Source organism: Acinetobacter sp. YZS-X1-1, from assembly GCF_000804305.1.
Lineage (GTDB): Bacteria > Pseudomonadota > Gammaproteobacteria > Pseudomonadales > Moraxellaceae > Acinetobacter > Acinetobacter variabilis.
This window is the reverse complement of the sequence record NZ_JWHB01000034.1, coordinates 1-19030: the sequence shown is the minus strand read 5'-3', so window position 1 is coordinate 19030 and position 19030 is coordinate 1. Positions and strand designations below refer to the sequence as shown.

At 41.7% G+C, this 19030-nt stretch carries 20 protein-coding genes; 9 read left to right on the top strand and 11 right to left on the bottom strand.

Going from position 1 to position 19030, the window contains the following annotated elements; all coding sequences use genetic code 11:
• Positions 1 to 82 precede the first annotated feature (82 nt).
• The 7 genes from atpA to RJ01_RS13925 all read right to left on the bottom strand — a co-directional run bounded on the left by atpA (position 83) and on the right by RJ01_RS13925 (position 5449).
• The gene (atpA, locus tag RJ01_RS13955; protein WP_005233393.1) at positions 83 to 1627 is read right to left on the bottom strand and encodes a F0F1 ATP synthase subunit alpha; all 1545 of its coding nucleotides are present in this window, start codon (positions 1625 to 1627) and stop codon (positions 83 to 85) included.
• Positions 1628 to 1673: 46 nt separating this feature from the next.
• Entirely contained in the window at positions 1674 to 2210 is a 537-nt protein-coding gene (locus tag RJ01_RS13950) for a F0F1 ATP synthase subunit delta (RefSeq protein ID WP_034171534.1), read from the bottom strand.
• Positions 2211 to 2222: 12 nt separating this feature from the next.
• Positions 2223 to 2693, bottom strand: coding sequence for a F0F1 ATP synthase subunit B (locus RJ01_RS13945; RefSeq protein WP_004780703.1), 471 nt, complete (start codon positions 2691 to 2693; stop codon positions 2223 to 2225).
• 39 nt (positions 2694 to 2732) lie between these two features.
• Positions 2733 to 2978: a F0F1 ATP synthase subunit C gene (atpE, locus tag RJ01_RS13940; RefSeq protein WP_000424060.1), complete on the bottom strand. Its 246-nt coding sequence runs from the start codon at positions 2976 to 2978 to the stop codon at positions 2733 to 2735.
• An 82-nt stretch (positions 2979 to 3060) separates the two neighbouring features.
• On the bottom strand, positions 3061 to 3936 hold the full coding sequence (atpB, locus tag RJ01_RS13935; protein WP_004780701.1) for a F0F1 ATP synthase subunit A: 876 nt from the start codon (positions 3934 to 3936) through the stop codon (positions 3061 to 3063).
• Positions 3937 to 4040: 104 nt separating this feature from the next.
• A complete protein-coding gene (locus RJ01_RS13930) occupies positions 4041 to 4439 on the bottom strand; it encodes an ATP synthase subunit I (RefSeq protein ID WP_004780700.1) in 399 nt (132 codons plus the stop codon).
• Between the two features lie 170 nt (positions 4440 to 4609).
• Complete coding sequence (locus RJ01_RS13925; RefSeq protein WP_004780698.1) at positions 4610 to 5449, bottom strand: metal ABC transporter solute-binding protein, Zn/Mn family; 840 nt, start codon at positions 5447 to 5449, stop codon at positions 4610 to 4612.
• A gap of 145 nt (positions 5450 to 5594) precedes the next feature.
• Here RJ01_RS13925 and RJ01_RS13920 point away from each other — a divergent pair, with 145 nt between their 5' ends.
• The 4 genes from RJ01_RS13920 to RJ01_RS13905 are packed head-to-tail and all read left to right on the top strand — an operon-like array spanning position 5595 to position 8134.
• Complete coding sequence (locus RJ01_RS13920; protein ID WP_005233384.1) at positions 5595 to 6092, top strand: transcriptional repressor; 498 nt, start codon at positions 5595 to 5597, stop codon at positions 6090 to 6092.
• The gene (gene znuC, locus RJ01_RS13915; protein ID WP_005233382.1) at positions 6074 to 6856 is read left to right on the top strand and encodes a zinc ABC transporter ATP-binding protein ZnuC; all 783 of its coding nucleotides are present in this window, start codon (positions 6074 to 6076) and stop codon (positions 6854 to 6856) included. Before RJ01_RS13920 ends, znuC begins: the two co-directional genes overlap by 19 nt.
• A 3-nt stretch (positions 6857 to 6859) precedes the next feature.
• On the top strand, positions 6860 to 7660 hold the full coding sequence (znuB, locus tag RJ01_RS13910) for a zinc ABC transporter permease subunit ZnuB (protein ID WP_005233381.1): 801 nt from the start codon (positions 6860 to 6862) through the stop codon (positions 7658 to 7660).
• Positions 7661 to 7663: 3 nt separating this feature from the next.
• Positions 7664 to 8134, top strand: a complete 471-nt coding sequence (locus tag RJ01_RS13905) for a DUF523 domain-containing protein (RefSeq protein WP_034171533.1) — start codon at positions 7664 to 7666, stop codon at positions 8132 to 8134.
• A 39-nt stretch (positions 8135 to 8173) separates the two neighbouring features.
• Here RJ01_RS13905 and RJ01_RS13900 read toward each other — a convergent pair whose 3' ends face one another.
• The gene (locus tag RJ01_RS13900; protein WP_005233377.1) at positions 8174 to 8794 is read right to left on the bottom strand and encodes a LysE family transporter; all 621 of its coding nucleotides are present in this window, start codon (positions 8792 to 8794) and stop codon (positions 8174 to 8176) included.
• Positions 8795 to 8954: 160 nt separating this feature from the next.
• Here RJ01_RS13900 and RJ01_RS13895 point away from each other — a divergent pair, with 160 nt between their 5' ends.
• Positions 8955 to 9875: a Dyp-type peroxidase gene (locus tag RJ01_RS13895; RefSeq protein ID WP_034171532.1), complete on the top strand. Its 921-nt coding sequence runs from the start codon at positions 8955 to 8957 to the stop codon at positions 9873 to 9875.
• 53 nt (positions 9876 to 9928) lie between these two features.
• Here the strand turns inward: RJ01_RS13895 and RJ01_RS13890 are convergent, their stop codons facing one another.
• From RJ01_RS13890 to RJ01_RS13880, 3 genes are read right to left on the bottom strand one after another with little or no spacing between them, the layout of a single operon-like run.
• On the bottom strand, positions 9929 to 10618 hold the full coding sequence (locus RJ01_RS13890) for a hypothetical protein (RefSeq protein ID WP_005233373.1): 690 nt from the start codon (positions 10616 to 10618) through the stop codon (positions 9929 to 9931).
• An 11-nt stretch (positions 10619 to 10629) separates the two neighbouring features.
• Positions 10630 to 12579 carry a peptidoglycan DD-metalloendopeptidase family protein gene (locus RJ01_RS13885; RefSeq protein WP_034171531.1) on the bottom strand — a complete coding sequence of 650 codons (1950 nt, stop codon included), beginning with the start codon at positions 12577 to 12579 and terminating at the stop codon, positions 10630 to 10632.
• Positions 12580 to 12596: 17 nt separating this feature from the next.
• Positions 12597 to 15425, bottom strand: a complete 2829-nt coding sequence (locus RJ01_RS13880) for a type VI secretion system Vgr family protein (RefSeq protein ID WP_034171530.1) — start codon at positions 15423 to 15425, stop codon at positions 12597 to 12599.
• Between the two features lie 273 nt (positions 15426 to 15698).
• Between RJ01_RS13880 and RJ01_RS13875 the strand changes: the two genes are divergently transcribed.
• The 4 genes from RJ01_RS13875 to RJ01_RS16765 form a co-directional block, all read left to right on the top strand.
• Positions 15699 to 16853, top strand: coding sequence for a methionine aminotransferase (locus tag RJ01_RS13875; RefSeq protein ID WP_005233368.1), 1155 nt, complete (start codon positions 15699 to 15701; stop codon positions 16851 to 16853).
• Positions 16854 to 16956: 103 nt separating this feature from the next.
• Positions 16957 to 18321 (top strand): MATE family efflux transporter, encoded by a 1365-nt coding sequence (locus RJ01_RS13870; RefSeq protein ID WP_034171529.1) that lies wholly within the window; start codon positions 16957 to 16959, stop codon positions 18319 to 18321.
• A 162-nt stretch (positions 18322 to 18483) separates the two neighbouring features.
• Positions 18484 to 18678: a hypothetical protein gene (locus tag RJ01_RS16770; protein ID WP_005233364.1), complete on the top strand. Its 195-nt coding sequence runs from the start codon at positions 18484 to 18486 to the stop codon at positions 18676 to 18678.
• 97 nt (positions 18679 to 18775) lie between these two features.
• Positions 18776 to 19030: LLM class flavin-dependent oxidoreductase (locus RJ01_RS16765; RefSeq protein ID WP_264673496.1), on the top strand; the 255-nt coding region annotated here is incomplete at its 3' end.

The following is a 19030-nucleotide window of genomic DNA, read 5'->3' as shown; positions in this document are numbered from 1 at the left end:
AACCTAGTATTCGAAGGCCCTTACGAGCCCTCGAAGGTTGATTCCGTGAACCAAACCAACACCAATCTAGCAAGTTGCTAAATTAGTAAGTTTGAGTCGCTTTGAATTTTTCAATACCAGCTTTGAATTCAGCTTCGATATCTTTATCCCAAGCACCAGTCTCGTCAATTTTTTGCATTAACGCAGCGTGTTCTGAACGGAAGTAAGCAATTAACGCAGCGTCAAAGTCTACGATTTTCTTCACTTCTACGTCAGCCATGTAGCCTTCGTTAGATGCATAAACTGATACAGCTTGGTCAGCGATTGAGTATGGAGCATATTGTTTTTGCTTCATCAACTCAGTTACGCGTTGACCGTGTTCAAGCTGTTTACGAGTTGCTTCGTCAAGGTCAGAAGCGAACTGAGCAAACGCTGCCAATTCACGGTACTGTGCAAGTGCAGTACGGATACCACCAGACAATTTCTTGATGACTTTAGTCTGCGCAGAACCACCAACACGAGATACAGAGATACCCGCGTTCACAGCAGGACGGATACCCGCGTTGAACAATGATGTTTCAAGGAAGATCTGACCGTCAGTAATCGAAATTACGTTGGTTGGTACGAATGCAGATACGTCACCTGCTTGAGTTTCAATAATCGGCAATGCAGTTAATGAACCAGTTTGGCCCTTAACTTCACCGTTAGTGAATTTCTCAACGTAGTCAGCAGATACACGAGAAGCACGTTCAAGTAGACGTGAATGTAGATAGAACACGTCACCTGGATAAGCTTCACGACCTGGTGGACGACGAAGAAGCAATGAAATTTGACGGTAAGCAACAGCTTGTTTAGACAAGTCATCATAGATGATCAGAGCGTCTTCACCGCGGTCACGGAAGTATTCACCCATTGTACAGCCAGAGTATGGAGCCAAGAACAGCATTGCTGCTGGATCGGCTGCAGCTGCTGCTACAACAGTTGTATACGCCATAGCGCCAGTTTCTTCTAGCTTACGTACTACGTTTGCGATAGTTGATTGTTTTTGACCAACTGCAACGTAGATACATTTAATGCCAGAGTTTTTCTGAGCGATGATCGCGTCGATCGCCATAGCTGTTTTACCAGTCTGACGGTCACCAATGATCAACTCACGTTGACCACGGCCTACTGGGATCATTGTATCTACTGATTTATAACCAGTTTGTACAGGTTGATCCACTGATTGACGCCAAATTACGCCTGGTGCTACTTTTTCAACAGCATCAGTCAGTTTTGCATCAATAGGGCCTTTACCATCAATCGGGTTACCCAAAGCATCTACGACACGGCCAAGAAGTTCAGGACCAACCGGAACTTCTAATACACGACCTGTACAACGAGCTTTTTGACCTTCTTGAAGGCTTAAGTAGTTACCTAAAACAACGACGCCCACTGAATCCTGTTCTAGGTTCAGTGCCATACCGTATAAGCCGCCGTCGAATTCGATCATTTCACCGTACATTGCATCAGCAAGGCCGTGAATGCGCACAATACCGTCGGATACCATAACAATGGTACCTTCGTTTTTAGCGGTCGCGCTGGTGTCCAGATCGCCGATACGCTGTTTAATGAGCGCACTGATCTCGGATGGATTCAGTTGTTGCATTGCGCTATACCTCAATCTTTTTAAAGTTCAGTCTTCTTATATGCAATTAAGCTAGAAGACGAGTACGCATTTTTTCAAGCTTATTAAGCGCAGAATCATCTATCACTTGGTCGCCTGCACGAATAACCACACCCGCGATTAACGCTGGGTTAACTTCTACAGTAACATTTACTGCTGCATTGAATTTTTTCTCTAACGCATGAGTAAGAAGTTGTTCCTGTACAGAAGTCAATGGGAATGCTGATTCAATTACAACATCCACAGTATTGTTATTCTGTGATTTGAGCTGTTCATATTCTGCAGCGATTTCAGGAAGCAAAGCCAAACGTGCGTTTTCAGCAAGCATAGTCAAAAAGTTTGACACTGCAGACGTTTGGTCTTCGCCTAAAACTTTAGCAAAAAGTGCCACCTGCTCAGCAGGTGTCAACTCAGGGCGATTTAGATAAGCTGAAAATGCTTCGTCTTGCACCGCAGCACTGAGCAATTCAAGTGCAGTTGACCAAGAGTCAGCTGTACCTTGCTCAGAAGCGTAAGCAAATGCTGCTTTAGCGTAAGGGCGTGCCAACGTCAAGAGTTCAGCCATAATCCGCCTCTCTTAAAGTTTAGCAGCCAGCTGAGTCAGCATGGCATTGTGAGCTTCTGCGTCAACTTGCTGGCTAAGAATTTTCTCAGCACCAGCAACTGCAAGAGCAGCCACTTGTTGACGTAATTCTTCGCGAGCAGCATTGATTTCAGTATCAACAGCTTCTTTAGCTTGTTGACGAATACGCTCACCTTCAGCTGATGCTTGGGTACGAGCTTCTTCGACCAATTGCGCTGCACGACGGTTCGCTTGTTCGATCAATTGAGCCGCTTGTGCTTTTGCCGCGTCCAGTTCAGCTTTCACTTGTGCTTGCGCATCTGCAAGGTCAGCCTTCGCTTTTTCAGCAGCATTTAAGCCATCAGCGATTTTACGCTGACGTTCACTAATCGCATTGATTAGTGGTGGCCATACAAACTTCATGCAGAATGCGACGAAAATCGCAAACGCAATCGCTTGGCCAAACAATGTGAGGTTGATATTCATTGCAAATTCCTCAAATAGTGAATTTCGGAATTAAGCTGATTAACCTACAAATGGATTAGCGAAGATGAAGAACAAGCCAATACCAACACCGATCATAGGCACAGCATCAAGAAGACCCGCGATTAAGAACATACGAGTTTGAAGTTGTGGAGCCAATTCTGGTTGACGAGCTACAGCTTCAAGGAAACGGCCGCCTAGAAGACCAAAACCAATCGCAGTACCTAAAGCACCGAAAGCGATCAAGATAGCAGATGCAATTGCAACTAGACCTAAAGTGAGTTCCATGATAATTCCTCAGAGGTTAGGTTTATACCAAATTAAGTTAAAAAATTGTGCCCAACCATCCCGTGACAGTTAGGCAATACCATTAATGCTTTTCGCTTGCCATGCTCAAGTATACGATAGTCAGCATCATGAAAATGAATGCTTGTAGCGTAATAACAAGAATGTGGAAGATCGCCCAAGGCACAGATAACGCCCACTGGATCCAGAACGGTAATAACGCGATAAGAATGAAGATTAACTCACCCGCATACATGTTACCGAATAGTCGTAGAGCCAATGAAACTGGACGTGCAAGGAAGGTTACCAATTCCAGAATCAAGTTCACTGGAATAAGGATCGCTTTTGCAACTGGGTTACTTGGGTTAAATGGGTTAAGTGCTAGTTCACCAACGAAGCCGCCAACACCTTTTTCACGGATGCTGTAGAACAAGATAAGTGCAAATACAGACAATGACATACCAAGGGTAATGTTAGGGTCAGTAGATGGAACGATCTTGAAGTATACGTGGTGTGGATCAATACCAAACAGGCCACCAATCACGTGTTGAGCGACATAAGGAATCCAGTCAACCGGGATAAGGTCCATCAAGTTCATGAGGAAAATCCACACGAAGATGGTTAGCGCTAGTGGAGCGATCAAACGCGATTTACCATGGAAGGTATCGCGTACACTTGAGTCAACAAACTCGATAATCATTTCGATTGCAGACTGGAACTTGGTAGGAACACCAGAGTTTGCAGCTTTCGCTACGAGCCAGAATAACAAGCAGAAAATGATACCAAGGCCGATTGACCAACCCATTGAATCCAAGTGAATAGCAGTGAACCCCATCTGTTGAGCTTCAGCACCGTTCTCGGCCAATTTCCATGTACCGTCTGGCATTTTGCCATAGGTCATATTGGTCAAGTGATGCTTGATATACTCGGTCGAAGTAAGGGCATGTTCTTCAGCAGCCATAAATCACACCTGGTCAATGTCAAAAAACTATAGAACAAACGAATATCGCGTGCTGCTTGATATCTCGCCTGCTCCTAAAAAAACTTTTCAATTTTTTGTTGTGTTTAAACTCGTTTTTGTAGACGTGACACCCAAAAAGGAGCGACCCACGACATGGCTTGAACGAGCATAAAACCACAAAACAACGCAACCGGGGATAACGGCTTGACATTGCTTAAAATTAAAATGAAACCAACAATCACAATTGCAAACTTGCCCATCAGGCCTTTATACATGTTCGAAAGAACCTGCTTAGATGCCCGGGCTCCTGCCGCTCGAAATGATTGCCATGAAAAATAACAACTCGCAAGCCAGCAGACGAACGCCCCCAAAGCGGCACTCAAGGCTAAGGTTGAGTCTTTCACGACCCAGCCAATCAAGGCTGAAACAGGAATCATTAATGCTTGTAAGAGGACTAAAGCTTTCGCTAATCGTCGGTCAATCAAGCGACTAGTTCGGCTCATTATTTATTCACTCACAGCAAGCATGCTTGACAAGTTTAGCTGATGATTATTTTTAATCGCAGGCATTATAGAGTTACACCCCTGAACATGCAATCTTTTCCCGACCTTAGTCGTGTTTTTTTCAACAGATCAAATGCTGGCAAACTAATCAAAACTTGATTATTTTTAAATCATTGATGGGCATTTAAAACACATTTACGGGTTTGCTCGGCCAATTTCTGCCAGGCCTGGATAAAGTCCCCTGCCCCACTCATGCTTTCATCGACACTCTGGAATACAATCGGTTTCAGTTTACGGTACTGATTTTCACCAGCATGTGCTTCTGCCAGCAGACACATTTTGCTCTGCACACGACTGTCTTGCAGATACTTGATCTGCGCCACGGTTGGTGACACATGTGGATCATCCGTCAAAGCCCCCATGAACTTCAGGTTCAATGGGCGTTCCAGATATTGATAGGCATCATGATAGGACCAATAAGGTTTAGCTTTACTTGTAGAACTATAACGCTGTGCAGTCAAAAACATGGTTTGGGCAAAGTCACGCGCATTTTTCCAATAGGCCTCCCGATGCTCAGGCAGTTGCTGAGAACGTAGGGCTGCAATAAAGAAACCGATACGTACTGCATTATTGGGATCGAGCCAGACATGGGTATCGACAGTATCTTTTAAGGCTTGCCCACGTGGATTACGCATTGGCAAAGTGGTCAGAATACCCGAATCTAAAATCGCGATACTTTTATTGTTATTGTTCAACACTTTTGCCAACGGTGCTTCATGTGCCTGCCCTAACCAGATCACCAGACCAGCATCCTGAATCGTTTTCCGGTGTGCCGGGGTCAGGCTGACATCATGACCGCTTTGATTAGCCAATAATAAAGTCGGCTGTTCCACGCCTTGAGTAATGGACTTGGCAATCAGATAAATCGGCTGCGTTGAAACCACCAGACTTTGCGACCAGCTTAGGGTGCTGAACAAAGCCAGGCTACACAGGGCAAGGAAACGGAACATGAAGAGAAATCGCTATATAAGGACAAATTTAGTAGTGTTATAATATAACAAAATTACAAAAATACCTATGCCCAATCGAAACTCTGGACGCTTCATGTTAAGATTTGAAATCTTTTAATTTTCAGTTTCGCACCTGAGGTGAACTATGGGTTCATGTTCGCACGAACACCACAATGCATTGCACGGCGTACACGACCATCCAAATGTCGCGCAGCGTCTGGCCGAAGCAGAGAGTCTTTGTGCGGCAAGTGGCGCACGCCTCACTCCTTTACGCAAAGAGGTACTGGAACTGATTCTGAATGCAAGCGGCCCGATGGGTGCGTATGATCTGCTGGCACAAATGAAAAATGCCAGCGACCGTCCTGCTGCCCCACCAACGGTGTACCGTACACTCGACTTTTTATTAGAAAAAGGCTTTATTCACCGCCTGACCTCTATTAATGCCTATATTCCCTGCTGCCATCCGCGTGAAGGCCATCAGGCGGCATTCTTGATTTGTACTGAATGTAAAGCCGTAAAAGAAGCATCTGCACAAGGTTTATTAGAACAACTGGATGCCTTGGCGGCTTCAGACGATTTTAGTGCACACCACAGCATTATCGAAATTTCAGGAATCTGTCAGCAGTGTCGCAACAAAGCTTGAATGCATCACCCTTGATCCAGCTTTCCAAGATCTGGGTCAATATTGATGATCGTGACATTTTAAAGGCCATTGATTTCTCTTTGCAGGAGAAAGAGATTGTTACGCTGATTGGTCCGAACGGTGCCGGTAAGTCGACCCTTATAAAGGTCATGCTTGGGATCGTCAAACCGAAATCCGGTGAAATCAAAACGGCGCGCAAGCTTAAATTCTCTTATGTGCCACAGAAATTCAATCCTTCACATAGTTTACCGCTACGTGTCAAAGATCTGTTGGCGTTAGAAAAATGCCCTTCAGCTATTAAAGCTGAAATTATCCGTGATACCGGTATTGCCAAACTGGAAAATTCTAAAGTACAACAGCTTTCCGGCGGTGAACGTCAACGTGTTCTGCTAGCACGTGCCTTATTACGTCAGCCGGATATTCTGGTACTGGATGAACCGATGCAAGGACTGGATATTCAATCCGAAGCTGAACTGTATGAATATGTGCGTAGCCTGCCGGAAAAATATGGCTGTGCCATTTTAATGGTATCACATGACCTGCAATGGGTGATGCAAGGTACGCATCGTGTGGTATGTCTCAACAAACATATCTGTTGTAGCGGCCTACCAGAAAGTGTGCAGCAGCATCCAGAATATCAAGCTATTTTTGGTACCAACCGAGTGTTCTACCAGCATCATCATGACCATTGTGCGCATGGTGATTCAGCCACGCCATGCCAGCACGATTCACGCCCCCACATTCACCCCGAGCCGGAAGCTTAAGCCATGATGGATTGGTTATCTCTCCTATTACCTGCATGGATTATGGGAACACTCTTGGTGTTCCTGACCGCACCACTCGGCTGTCTGATGTTATGGCGCCGTATGTCTTTCTTTGCTGACACGATGGCACATGGCACTTTATTGGGTGTGGCCATTGCAGGTGCACTCAGTTTGCCATTATGGACTGGTGTCACCTTAATCGCCTTACTATTGGTGGCGATTTTATGGGTACTTCATGACCCACGTTTGCCGAATGATGCATTGTTGGCACTCTGCTCAGCAACCCTGCTCTGTTCAGGCCTACTATTCATTCAGCATTTACCGAGTTTAAGACCGGAACTGCTGAGTTATTTATTTGGTGATCTACTCACTATTTCATGGACAGATCTTCCTACTTTTGCCGTTGTGATTATCTTGGCATTGGCCGTTCTGTATAAAAGTTGGCAGGCGCAAATCCAGATTGCAATTGATCCTGATATGGCGATCAGTGAAGGGGTGAATGCAAAACTGCAACGTCTGATCTTTATGCTCTTATTGGCATTGTTTACTGTATTGGCATTACGTGCGGTCGGTTCTCTTTTGATGGGTGCATTGCTGGTGATTCCAGCTTTGACGGCTCGCCTACTGGCAAATTCTCCTCGTCAAATGGTGATCTGGGCTTTTGTGATTGCACAAATTGGTGTGACAGTCGGGCTCTGGTCAAGTGCAGGTCTGAATACGTCAACAGGTCTGACCATTGTGCTGACCATGTCAGTGCTGTTTGCTGCTATTTTTATCCTGCAGAAGTTTAAAAAACTGGCTTAAGACATGGCAGGCAAATTTTACCTGATCAGTGCCTGCTTGCTTGGACACAAGGTTCGATATGATGGCCGCGACTGTCTGGTAAAAGAGTTGGTCGATTATTTATTGCTGGATCAATATGTCACGATTTGCCCTGAAGTCAGTGGTGGTTTGCCTATACCCCGACCCGCAGCAGAGATTCAAGGCGGGACAGGATTAGAAGTTCTTAAAAGTTTAGCTCAAGTAACAGATATTCAAGGACAGGATGTATCTACTGCTTTTATACAGGGAGCTTATGCTGCCTTGGAGCTAGCACAGAAATTTCAAGTCACCCATGCTGTCTTAAAAGCCAATAGTCCATCTTGCGGCAGCAAGCTGATTTATGATGGTTCATTTACTGGAAATAAAATTCAGGGTGATGGCGTGACGGCTGCATTATTTAAACAGCATGATATTGAGGTCATGACTGAAGATGAATTTTTACAGATGATTCTTTAAGAGATCGTTGAATTCCCTCTCTTTTAAGGAGAGGTTTCCCTACTGATGCACCAAACTCAATAAAAACGCAGCTCCAGCGAACAAGCTGGCAAAAGTTCGATTCATGACTTTCTGCTGTTTTGGCGATTTTAGAAGACTCAGAACTTTGGCAGCCAGACCGGTATAACCTGCCATCACAATCAGATCAATCGTCACCATGGTCGCAGCCATAATCACATATTGAATCCATTGCGGTTTAGATAAGTCCAGAAATTGCGGCAATACTGCCAGCAAAAATACAATTGCCTTGGGATTACTCATATTGACTAGAAAACCGTGGATGACGAGTTTTCCAGCTGATTTTCGTGCGAGTTCATGTTTAATTTCAATCGACTGCGCTGGTGCTTTCCACTGCAAAAAGGCCAGATACAATAAATAGGCAACTCCAAACCATTTCACTGCAAGAAATGCCCAAGGTGTAGTCGCGAACAATACCCCTGCCCCGGCAGCCACAATGGCAATTTGAACCAATAGGGCGAGTTGCAGGCCGAGCGCATTCCAGTATCCATGTCGAAAGCCATAATTCAGTCCGCTCGACATTGAAGCAATAGCACCCGCGCCTGGGGAAATACTGATCACCCAACAGGCTAACATATAAGCAAACCAGACTTGATAGGACATGGAGATTTAACTCATTCAAATTCAGGATCTAATTATATGACTTTTCCAATATTTTCAGCCAAAAAAATTGCTTAAACATCAGACTGCATACTATTCACTCTATAGCGCTTCAGGCACAATAGCAGGATTGGATACAGAAAATTTATTACAGGAGCCATGAATGACAGCCCAATCTGTAATTTTGCCATTACCTTCAGATCATGCTCGCTTTATTGTTTTACGTCTGAAAGATCTCAGTATTGAAGATTTTAAGGAACGATTAGAACAGCTCTTTACTACACGCGATCGCCTGATTACCCAACACCCGAATGCGCAAATTAAAACGGCTGTCGCTTTTGGTCCTGAACTCTGGTCAAAACTGTATGAACAGGCACCTGCTGGTTTTAAACAATTAGAGCCAATTCAAGGTTCATTTAATATGCCTGTGGTTCCCGCTGATGTATTGATTCATATTGCCAGTGCGCGTGCCGATATCTGTTTCGCCTTGAGTCAGTCTTTCTTCGAAGGTATTCGCGATCAGGTTGAAGTATTAGATGAGCGTGTTTGCTTCCGTTACTTTGATGGCCGTGATATTACCGGTTTCATTGATGGGACTGAAAATCCACAATTTCCGGATGATCGTGCTGAAGTGGCTTTACTCGGTGAAGATGCTGGTATTTTCCAAGACGGTTCATTTATTTTTGCGCAGCGTTATGCGCATAACCTGGATAAATGGAAGAAACTCAAAGTCGATGCTCAAGAACAAGTCATGGGTCGTACCAAACTTGAATCGATTGAACTCGAGGATGAGGTAAAACCTGCCAATGCGCATATCGCTCGTACTGTTGTTGAAGATGAGGAAGGCGAGGAAATGGAAATTCTACGTCACTCTCTGCCTTATGGAGATGGTCGTGGTGACCAAGGCCTATTCTTCATTGCTTATACCAAAGACCTGAAAATCATTGATGCCATGTTAGTGCGTATGTTTGGTACATCAGGCGATGGGATCCATGACTGCTTGCTACATTTCGTGACTCCAATGGATGGTGCGTATTACTTTGCACCAAGTGAGGAGTTGCTAGAAGAGGTTTTGGAAGGGTAAAATTTATAAGGTCGGTGATTGCTACATTCTCCATAATGTAGCAATCTAAAAAATTATTTTTTAAGAAAGTTTCTATAATTAATATTTTCACACCCTAGAGTAAATGTTAAGCACTTTAAATCTGAATCTAAAATCAATTTATAGTCATTAATTTTCCTGTTACTTTCCCTAATATTGGCATTATATAAATATTTTTTCTCTTCTTTAATATAAGAAAAATTATCACCAGCCAATATACTCCCGTAATCACTTTCTAAATTAGCAGATGAAGAATTTACTACTGGAGCTTCAATAACTAAATTTGATAACTTATTATATATAAAAAAGTTAGATATAAATTTTTTATAAGGTCTTTTCACATAATCTAATTCACTAAATTCCCTTATCCGAAAGGCAACTATTTTTTTATCTTGATAAAGTATTTTTAAATCTACAGTTGATTTTAAAGGCACAGTACCTTGATATAAAATATAATTTTTTTGATTATTTAAAACTTCGACGCCATAACTCTTAAGAATGTAATCTCCACCAGAATATTTTTTGTTTTTACCCCCATAATCAACTAAACTTAATTTTAAATTTTTATTTAATTGAGAGAATCTACCAAATTGATCCAGAAATAAAACTGGTTCTTTAATTTGGGTAGCACTTTGCTGGTAATCATTCCAATCTATATTTTTTGCGTGACATGATAGTGAAAAGAAGCTACTGCTAATTATTACTATAGATTTAAGTATTTTCATATTTTAAGTGCCTAAATCAATTTGGTTATAAAAAAAGGAATAGGATCAAATCTTCCTTGCAAGCCTGTACCGAGCAATGCTGAACTTCTTGCCTCGAAATGCAAATGTCCCCCTTTCGATATAGTAGTCATTCCCTTCGCATTTCCAGTAGAACCTGTTTTACCTAAAATTGTCTTAGCATCAACAACATCTCCTTTTTCAACATCTATGGTAGATAGATGTGCATAAAAAAAATAAATTGATTGGCTGTTTGTAATATTTTTTGATGCATAAGTTTTTTGCTTTTCAGGCAAGTCATCAATGTTTACTTCTAATACTATAATTTTGCCATATGCCTTTCCACTATCTGTTGCAATAGCAATAACCCCACTACATACCGCAAAAATATTCGTACCGGAATCAGCAGCTAAATCTATACCTTGATGGTTTCTAGTACCTCCATTTCTAACTTTCCCAAAAGTAGCACTTTTTACATTAGCTAGACCGGCAACTCTTAACTGGTTTATTGCTAAAGGATCTACCCAAATTCCGCTGCCTCCAACAATTTTATTTTCTTGTATTTCGGTACTTGGTGTTAGTGTTGGTGTTGGTGTTGGTGTTGGTGTTGGTGTTGGTGAAGAAATTTGCCCCAATAAAATTTTAATTGTTTCATCTAAAGATAAATTTATTCCAGAAGTTTTAGATTTATCCAATACATAATCATAAATATTAATATGTGCATCGATGTATGCTCTTAGCCATATTCCATAAGCAACTTTTGCATCGTTGTCATATCTTTTCAAATAATCTAAAGCATTTTGTTTACCCTTATTTCCAAATTGTGCAAGCAATAACATTTTTGCTCTTTCTGGGGAAAAACTATTGTTTATGAATGACCTCGCACCTCCAGCTCCTTCATGATGTAATAGATAAGCAAATTTAGCTATTGAGCTCGGCTCTGTTAATTTTTGATAAGGTAGTTTTGACCATTTAAAATTTATAATTGCATAAGCAGCTGCTGCATCAATCGAAAACTCAGAGTTGAATCTAAGATTTAAAAGTTGCTCCTCAGTAAGATATTTATTTTTTGAAGCATATTGCCCTATTAAAGATTCTTGGTTTTTACAAAGTTCAAGCCAAGTACCTTTAAGAAATTGTGTTAATCCTGCGGCATTTGTAGTGGTATTAAAACTTTTGGAATCCCATTCTCCATTACTTTTTTTTGCAGCTTCAGCATGAATTAAAGCTGCTAGACTATGTGGAGTAAATCCATGACGTTTCGAAGCGTCTATAACGAATTTTCTATATTTATTATTTACTGTATTGAGTATGAAGTTCTCTTCTGTAAATTGGCTTGCAATTATATGGGTACTATTACCTAAATCAGTTCTTTTTTGGCTATTTACTGGCTTAGGTAAAATTATAGATGGTTGACTAGTATCTATTTTTTCATTTACCCCTTTTTCAATAGGATCTGCTAAATTTTTTAAGGATTTTTTGATTTCCTCTATTGTCTGTTGAACTATACCCGATTGAGGATAGTGACTGCCGGAGACTTTCATTTGCCTTGAAGTCAGCCTTAAAACTTTTTTCCCTATTGGTAAAGTTTTATGATTAGCTATTAAATCAAAATTACTTTTTATATTTTTATAATAAACTTTTAAACCTTTTGAATGATCTAAGATTTCTATATCATTAATTACACCATCTTTAAAATTTATTTCTTTTGATTTACCATCATATTCTAGTTTTACAATTCCTTTTGAAATAGGTTTAAAAGTTAAATCTAATAATATAATTTTTAAAATCAATTCAGCTTCAATCTTATTGATCTCATCAATATATATTTTTTGACCTACTTGTATTTTATGAATAGAAGAACCATTCAATTTATTAATTTTAGCTATTTTTTGTACTCTAATATTAAATTTTTTCGAGATACCCCACAATGTATCTCCTTTTTTTACAATATAATAATTCACAGAGAACACCTTTATAATTATTGAATATCTTCAATTTGAATTCCATGCTCACCCACATCAAATTCCTCCTCTAAATCTTTAGTATCTAAATCTTCAAAGATATTTGACCATTGCTTAAATCCTACCAATGCTTCATAAGCAACCCATTCTTGAGAAATAGATAATTGCGTTTTACCATTAGAATCAGTTTTACCTTCCCATAAAATTTCCTTATTTTCAGGTATAAACATAGTTACTTCAGCACCTTCAATTCCACTACCACCTAAACTATTAAATAAAAAATCTACAGCGTATGGTCCAGATTTAGGCAACTCAGGAATCTCATAAATAGTTTTGGCTCCTTCTTTAAATATATGCTGCCCCGCTTTACACTCAAACTTCCCACCTGTTACTCCAAATACACCTTGTCCATTAATCTTTAACTGAGATCCACCGGCAGTAAGCACAATTTCTTTAGGGCTTATAATTTCAATTCGATCTTCAGTTGAAATAATTTTTACTTTATGACGAGCAATTGTTTCTATTGCGTCATCTTGTGCCTGGAGTTCGACCTTTCCCTTTGCCGCAACGGCTTTTAATCCTTGTTGAGCTGCAAATAAGCTGATCTTGTCCTGAGCGTGAGCAATCAAAGATTTCCGTGTGGAAAAATTAATATTATCCGCAGCACTGTGGTTAATCTGCTGATCAGCTGAAAGATACAGATCTTCATTAGTTGAGAGTGCAATTGAATTCGGTGCACACAGCAGCATTAAAGCTTGTTTGAAAGTTTCAGCCTTGCTTTGATCTTGCTGTTCAATCTGATCCAGAAATTTTTTTAGATGATCTAACCCTTCTAAGGGGTCTGTTTGCTGATTTTTGGCAATCTCACTTAAAGCCTTACTATGATTCAAATTTGATTCAAGCTGGCTTTTCGCAGGACTGGTATTTAAGTGATTAGCATTGGCATTTTCTTGTTTATAGGTAGAAAGAAGCAAGCCAGCTCCCGCTCTAAGTGCTCCCCATTGATCTGTTCTTAACTCAAAGCCCTCACCACGCCCGTCGCTAGCCTCATCTTCTTTTGGATGACTTAGATTTCCTAAATTTAGCTGACTGGCCCCATGACTACTTTGCAGCTGTGCACTAATCTGTCCAGTTGTATCATCGAAGCGAATCTGGTTAAAACCTTCGCCATCCACCTCTTGAGAACGGATACCACTTAGTTTTTTAGTGAATGGCAATTGCCCCTTCTTATCAAACATAGTTTGATAACGTTCAGCTTCATGAATACGTCCAACAATAAAGGGGCGATCAATATCCCCTTCGAAGAAATCAATCACTACGATTTCCCCGATACGTGGATGGAATCGGGCGCCATAACCTTCACCTGCCCATGGCGTTAGCACATCTACCCAGACCGAATCAGTGTCATTATCATTGGCACCAGCACCACCATCATGCTGATGATCTTCACTACGGGTAAACAAAAAACGGACCTTCACACGTCCCCATTCATCGACATAAATAGTCTCACCTTCAGGCCCTACTACTTTCGCCCGTTGTGGATAGGCCATAGGCCGATGTTGTAGTGGATGATATTTAGGTATTACAGGAATATCTCGACGAATTAAATACAGCTCATTACCTTGTCTCTCATCATCCAGAACTTTCCAGTGACTGGACTGCATGAGCTGATCCAGCTGTAGCAAAAGATCTTTCGGTAAATTATTTTGGTTATAGAAGTGTTTGCCCAAAATTAAAAATTCACGCTCATTGTGCGGATGTTGATCAATTTCGGGATGGTCATGCAGTTCAAACCAGTAACCGACTTGGGCATCACGAACACTACTGCTGGCCTTAAAATATTTGGACTGCATGGCATGATAGTGACTAAGTTGCTGACTGAGTTGATCCAGTTGAGCTGGACTGGATGATGTAGCCTGATCTTCTCTCTTTAGGTCACTGGTCCAAGCTGGACTGATGTTCCAGACATCTTCCAGACTTAAACTGGTATGATCCTGAACACTGCTCTGCTGAATATTCACTAACTGCTGGTTTTGCTCCTGCTCCAGATCTATAGCTTGCCAGCGTTGCAATGCAACACTATTTGGTACAAGTTGTCGCTCAGCAATTAGGCTGGTGATAGTATCGAATTGCTCAGTTGCATGACTGCGATGGAAGCGGATGGAACGGCGTTTTAAGGCTTGAAAATATTGCTGCCCATTAACAAGACGCAGGACTTGTGGCTGAATGGTTTGAGCTGAGATTGGAATAATTAATTCCTTTTCATCAATCAGCCAGTTAATACCCTCACTACGCCATAAGCGGGTCAGAAAATCATAATCACTTTCATTGGACTGTATGACCAATGGCCGTACATCATATTCACGATTTAGTCCGGAAAGATCCAAACTTAAACTTTTCGCAAATAAGCCACTTCGCTTTTGCCATTCAGTAAACAGAATCTCACTAATCGCTTTGATACTTTTATTCAAAAACACACGGCTATTACGGCGTTTATGCCAAAGTGAAGTCGCATCTTCGAGAGTCAGCTGATAGACACTTAAAGCACCATCGCTATGCCCCTGTTTAGCTGCAGTAATAATACCTGTATTCCGGAAAAGCTTACCTTGATCAGTGACCTGATCAACAGCAACCTGACAGCCAATAAACTGCTTTAAGGCAATATAGGGATGGGTGGATAAACAAAGTAATTCGGCATGTAGTCCCTCATTGATCCAGTGCCTGCCTTCAATACGCTGAATCAGGACCTGAGAATTTAAAATTTCATTGGAAAATCGGAGATGAAGTGCACGCTTCTGTGAGCTTAGACCCAAGCCTTCAAGCACCGTATAAATACTCTGTAGCATTTTATAATTATTATTTGAGGTTATTTTTATCGCACTGATTTTAGGGAATAAGCTTAGAACAATCCATCTTGGTATTTATTTCACATGAATTAACCACGAATAGCCTTACCCTGACCTTATATTCTCTATGCTTATGAAATAGAAGATGTATTCTGTTTCAACCTTTTCGATTTTTCTGATTATTTGCTGATTCACTTACTGCTACACTGAAAGCCGAATACTTTATATCTCCTACATCATCCTCGATTACAGGATAAGCCAGAGGCCAAGGACATGCTTGAGTTACATTCTAAACTTCCCAATCTGGGCGTTACTATTTTTAGTACCATGTCGGCCTTGGCACAAAAACTCGGGGCAATTAACCTGTCACAAGGTTTTCCAGATTTTCCTGCTCCACCACAATTGATTGAAGCCCTCAGTCGGGCGGTTGAAAATGGTTTTAATCAATATGCACCGGGTGATGGTTTACCAGTATTACGTGGGCTGGTCGCTGATCTTTATCAGCATCGTGACCGGCTCACTCTAGATCCGGTAGATGAAATCACCATTACTCCTGGTGCAACGATTGCAATCTTCTGTGCAATTCAGGCAACGGTACGAGCAGGTGAAGAAGTCATTATTTTTGATCCCAGTTATGACAGCTATGCGCCAAGCGTGAAGCTGGTCGGTGCCAAACCGGTACATATCGCTCTAGAATATCCTGGTTTTTCTGTGGACTGGAATAAGGTCAAAGATGCAATCAATGACCGTACCCGCATGATTGTAGTGAATACACCGCATAATCCCACCGGAACGGTATGGACAGAGCAAGACTGGCAGCAGCTGATTGAACTGATTTGTGATCGTAATATCGTGGTTCTGTCCGATGAAGTCTATGAACATCTGGTATTTGATGAAGTTCGTCATCATTCTGCAGCATCATTTCCGGAACTCCGTGAACGCAGTTTTGTGATTGGTTCTTTTGGTAAAACCTTTCATGTGACCGGCTGGAAAACCGGTTTCTGTGTTGCACCACCAGCCTTAATGCAGATGTTCAGACAGATTTACCAGTTTGTCAGCTTCTGTGGCGTGACCCCAATTCAGGTGGCTCTGACCGAATATATGCAACTACATTCTGAACATATTCATGAGCTGTCCGGTTTTTATCAGGCCAAACGGGATCTGTTTAATCATGCACTGACAGATTCCCGTTTTCACTGGACGCCGTCACAAGGCACCTATTTCCAGAATCTGGATTACAGTGAAATTCGTCCTGATCTGGATGCACTGTCGATGTGTCACTATCTGGCGGAACAACACGGTGTTGTGGCGATTCCGGTATCAGCGTTTTATCAGGAGCCGCCTAAAGATTTACACTTATTGCGCTTCTGCTTTGCCAAAAAAGATGAAACCTTGATAGAAGCAGCACATATTCTTTCCAAAGTTTAAAAAAATAGACTTATTGGTTACTGAAAAGCTAAAGCGTTCTTGATGCTGATCAAGGATAATTTAGTCCTGATAAATATATGAAAAATCAAGAACAGGATGTCATATGACACAGCAAGCATTGGTTCACCAGCAGAATTTATGGAAAACATTTTTTATTTTCCTGTTACCGCTGGTGGTTACCAACATCCTGCAAAGCCTGTCCGGTACGATTAATACTGTTTTTGTGGGGCAAATGTTGGGCGTGCAAGCGATTGCTGCAGTTGCAGTATTTTTCCCGATTCTGTTCTGTCTGATGGCCTTTGTGATTGGTCTCTCTGCAGGTTCTACGGTTCTGGTAGGACAAGCTTGGGGTGCCAGAAATCTTGAAAAAGTGCGCTGTGTAGTTGGCTCTACCCTGTTTATGACGTTGATTGGTGGCAGCCTGATTGCCCTATTGGGTGTATTTTTTGCTGAAAATATCTTGCAATTATTAGGTACAGATCCGGATGTGATGCACCTGTCTTTACCTTATGTACAATGGATGCTGGCTGGTAGTCCTCTGATTTTTATTTATATTATTTATACTTCAATTTTACGCGGGGTTGGAGACAGTACTACGCCACTGTTTGCCTCTGCCCTAACGATTGGTGTAGGCTTGGTAGTGACACCGGTCCTGATCGCGGGTTATTTTGGTTTTCCTAAGATGGGGATCATCTCTCCAGCAATTGCAACCATTCTGGGTAACTTGGCTGTACTGTTATTTCTTATTCTCTATTTAAATTATAAACGTCACCCTCTAAAACCAGACTGGGCTTTAATCAAAGATATTCGTCATCAGCCCCAGCTCAGCAAGATTATCCTGCGCTTAGGTATTCCAACCGGGGTTCAAATGGTCACAACTTCAGTCGCTGGTCTGGTCATTGTGGGTCTGGTCAACCGTTATGGTGCAGAAGCGACGGCGGCCTATGGTGCCGTGAATCAGGTACTGAATTATATTCAGTTCCCTGCTCTTTCTATTGCCATTGCAGCTTCAGTCTTTGGGGCACAGGCCATTGGTGCTGGTAAAAATGATTTGCTCAATAAAGTGACTCGAACTGCCTTAAGTATGAATATCTTGTTCACAGGTAGTCTGGTAATTCTAGCTTATCTGTTTTCTAAATATCTCATGGCTTTGTTTATCACTGACCCGCAGGTCGTGGTCCTAGGTCAGCAACTTCTCTTCATTGTCTTATGGTCGATTCTGTTCTTTGGTGCTAGCGCAATTTTTGCTTCGATCATGCGGGCCAGTGGCACAGTGACAGTCCCGATGTTGATCAATATCATTGCCATTATTGGCATTGAAGTACCAGCTGCCTATATGTTCAGCCGCTGGTGGGGTTTACAAGGGATTTGGTATGGTTATGCCTTGGCATTTGTCTGTCTTTGTATTATGCAAGGCTTGTATTACCAGTTTATCTGGAAGAAAAAAACCATCGAGGCACTGGTTTAATCTTCCAGCTTGGACTACTGGATAAACCTTAGCAAAGCACCTCTAAATAGCGTATTTCCTGCTTAATCCATATTTTTTATATGGATTCATTTTTATTATATTTTTCAGCCATGAAGATCCTTGTTATAAGCAGTGTATTGTATAAAAACACAAGGTCTTCTCATGGCTAAACGACAAATTAAACTGGGTGCTTTTATTCCAACGACTTCGCAACATGCGGCAGGTTGGTGCCATCCTGAATCTCGTCCTCAGGAGCATTTAAGCATCGATTATGCGATTGAATTGGCGAAAACTGCTGAACGCGGCCTGTTTGATGCTTATTTCCTTGCAGATGGTCTGGGACTCCTAGGAAGATGATGCATTCCTCTATGACAAAGAAAACGGTCATTTCTTTGATGCATCTAAACAGTACGAACCACTTCATAGTGGCAAATATTTTAATGTCCAAGGTGCACTGAATGTCCCTCGTCCGCCACAGGGCTATCCAGTGATTGTTCAGGCAGGTCAGTCTGAAGATGGACGTGAACTGGCCGCCAAATATGCCGAAGTGATTTTTACCGCCCAGCAAAGTTTAGCTGATGCTCGAGCCTTCTACCGTGATGTCAAAGGGCGCCTGGCTAAATATGGCCGTCATCCGGATGATCTAAAAGTAATGCCGGGGGTTTCTGTCTTTGTGGCGGCTTTGTTGCATAAACCTAGCCTAGAAAGA

What these genes read in the sequence shown, in the direction of transcription:
- atpA (WP_005233393.1), bottom strand. Translation starts at nt 1,627, where the DNA reads ATGCAACAACTGAATCCATCCGAGATCAGTGCGCTCATTAAACAGCGT.
- RJ01_RS13950 (WP_034171534.1), bottom strand. Translation starts at nt 2,210, where the DNA reads ATGGCTGAACTCTTGACGTTGGCACGCCCTTACGCTAAAGCAGCATTT.
- RJ01_RS13945 (WP_004780703.1), bottom strand. Translation starts at nt 2,693, where the DNA reads ATGAATATCAACCTCACATTGTTTGGCCAAGCGATTGCGTTTGCGATT.
- atpE (WP_000424060.1), bottom strand. Translation starts at nt 2,978, where the DNA reads ATGGAACTCACTTTAGGTCTAGTTGCAATTGCATCTGCTATCTTGATC.
- atpB (WP_004780701.1), bottom strand. Translation starts at nt 3,936, where the DNA reads ATGGCTGCTGAAGAACATGCCCTTACTTCGACCGAGTATATCAAGCAT.
- RJ01_RS13930 (WP_004780700.1), bottom strand. Translation starts at nt 4,439, where the DNA reads ATGAGCCGAACTAGTCGCTTGATTGACCGACGATTAGCGAAAGCTTTA.
- RJ01_RS13925 (WP_004780698.1), bottom strand. Translation starts at nt 5,449, where the DNA reads ATGTTCCGTTTCCTTGCCCTGTGTAGCCTGGCTTTGTTCAGCACCCTA.
- RJ01_RS13920 (WP_005233384.1), top strand. Translation starts at nt 5,595, where the DNA reads ATGGGTTCATGTTCGCACGAACACCACAATGCATTGCACGGCGTACAC.
- znuB (WP_005233381.1), top strand. Translation starts at nt 6,860, where the DNA reads ATGATGGATTGGTTATCTCTCCTATTACCTGCATGGATTATGGGAACA.
- RJ01_RS13905 (WP_034171533.1), top strand. Translation starts at nt 7,664, where the DNA reads ATGGCAGGCAAATTTTACCTGATCAGTGCCTGCTTGCTTGGACACAAG.
- RJ01_RS13900 (WP_005233377.1), bottom strand. Translation starts at nt 8,794, where the DNA reads ATGTCCTATCAAGTCTGGTTTGCTTATATGTTAGCCTGTTGGGTGATC.
- RJ01_RS13895 (WP_034171532.1), top strand. Translation starts at nt 8,955, where the DNA reads ATGACAGCCCAATCTGTAATTTTGCCATTACCTTCAGATCATGCTCGC.
- RJ01_RS13890 (WP_005233373.1), bottom strand. Translation starts at nt 10,618, where the DNA reads ATGAAAATACTTAAATCTATAGTAATAATTAGCAGTAGCTTCTTTTCA.
- RJ01_RS13880 (WP_034171530.1), bottom strand. Translation starts at nt 15,425, where the DNA reads ATGCTACAGAGTATTTATACGGTGCTTGAAGGCTTGGGTCTAAGCTCA.
- RJ01_RS13875 (WP_005233368.1), top strand. Translation starts at nt 15,699, where the DNA reads ATGCTTGAGTTACATTCTAAACTTCCCAATCTGGGCGTTACTATTTTT.
- RJ01_RS13870 (WP_034171529.1), top strand. Translation starts at nt 16,957, where the DNA reads ATGACACAGCAAGCATTGGTTCACCAGCAGAATTTATGGAAAACATTT.
- RJ01_RS16770 (WP_005233364.1), top strand. Translation starts at nt 18,484, where the DNA reads ATGGCTAAACGACAAATTAAACTGGGTGCTTTTATTCCAACGACTTCG.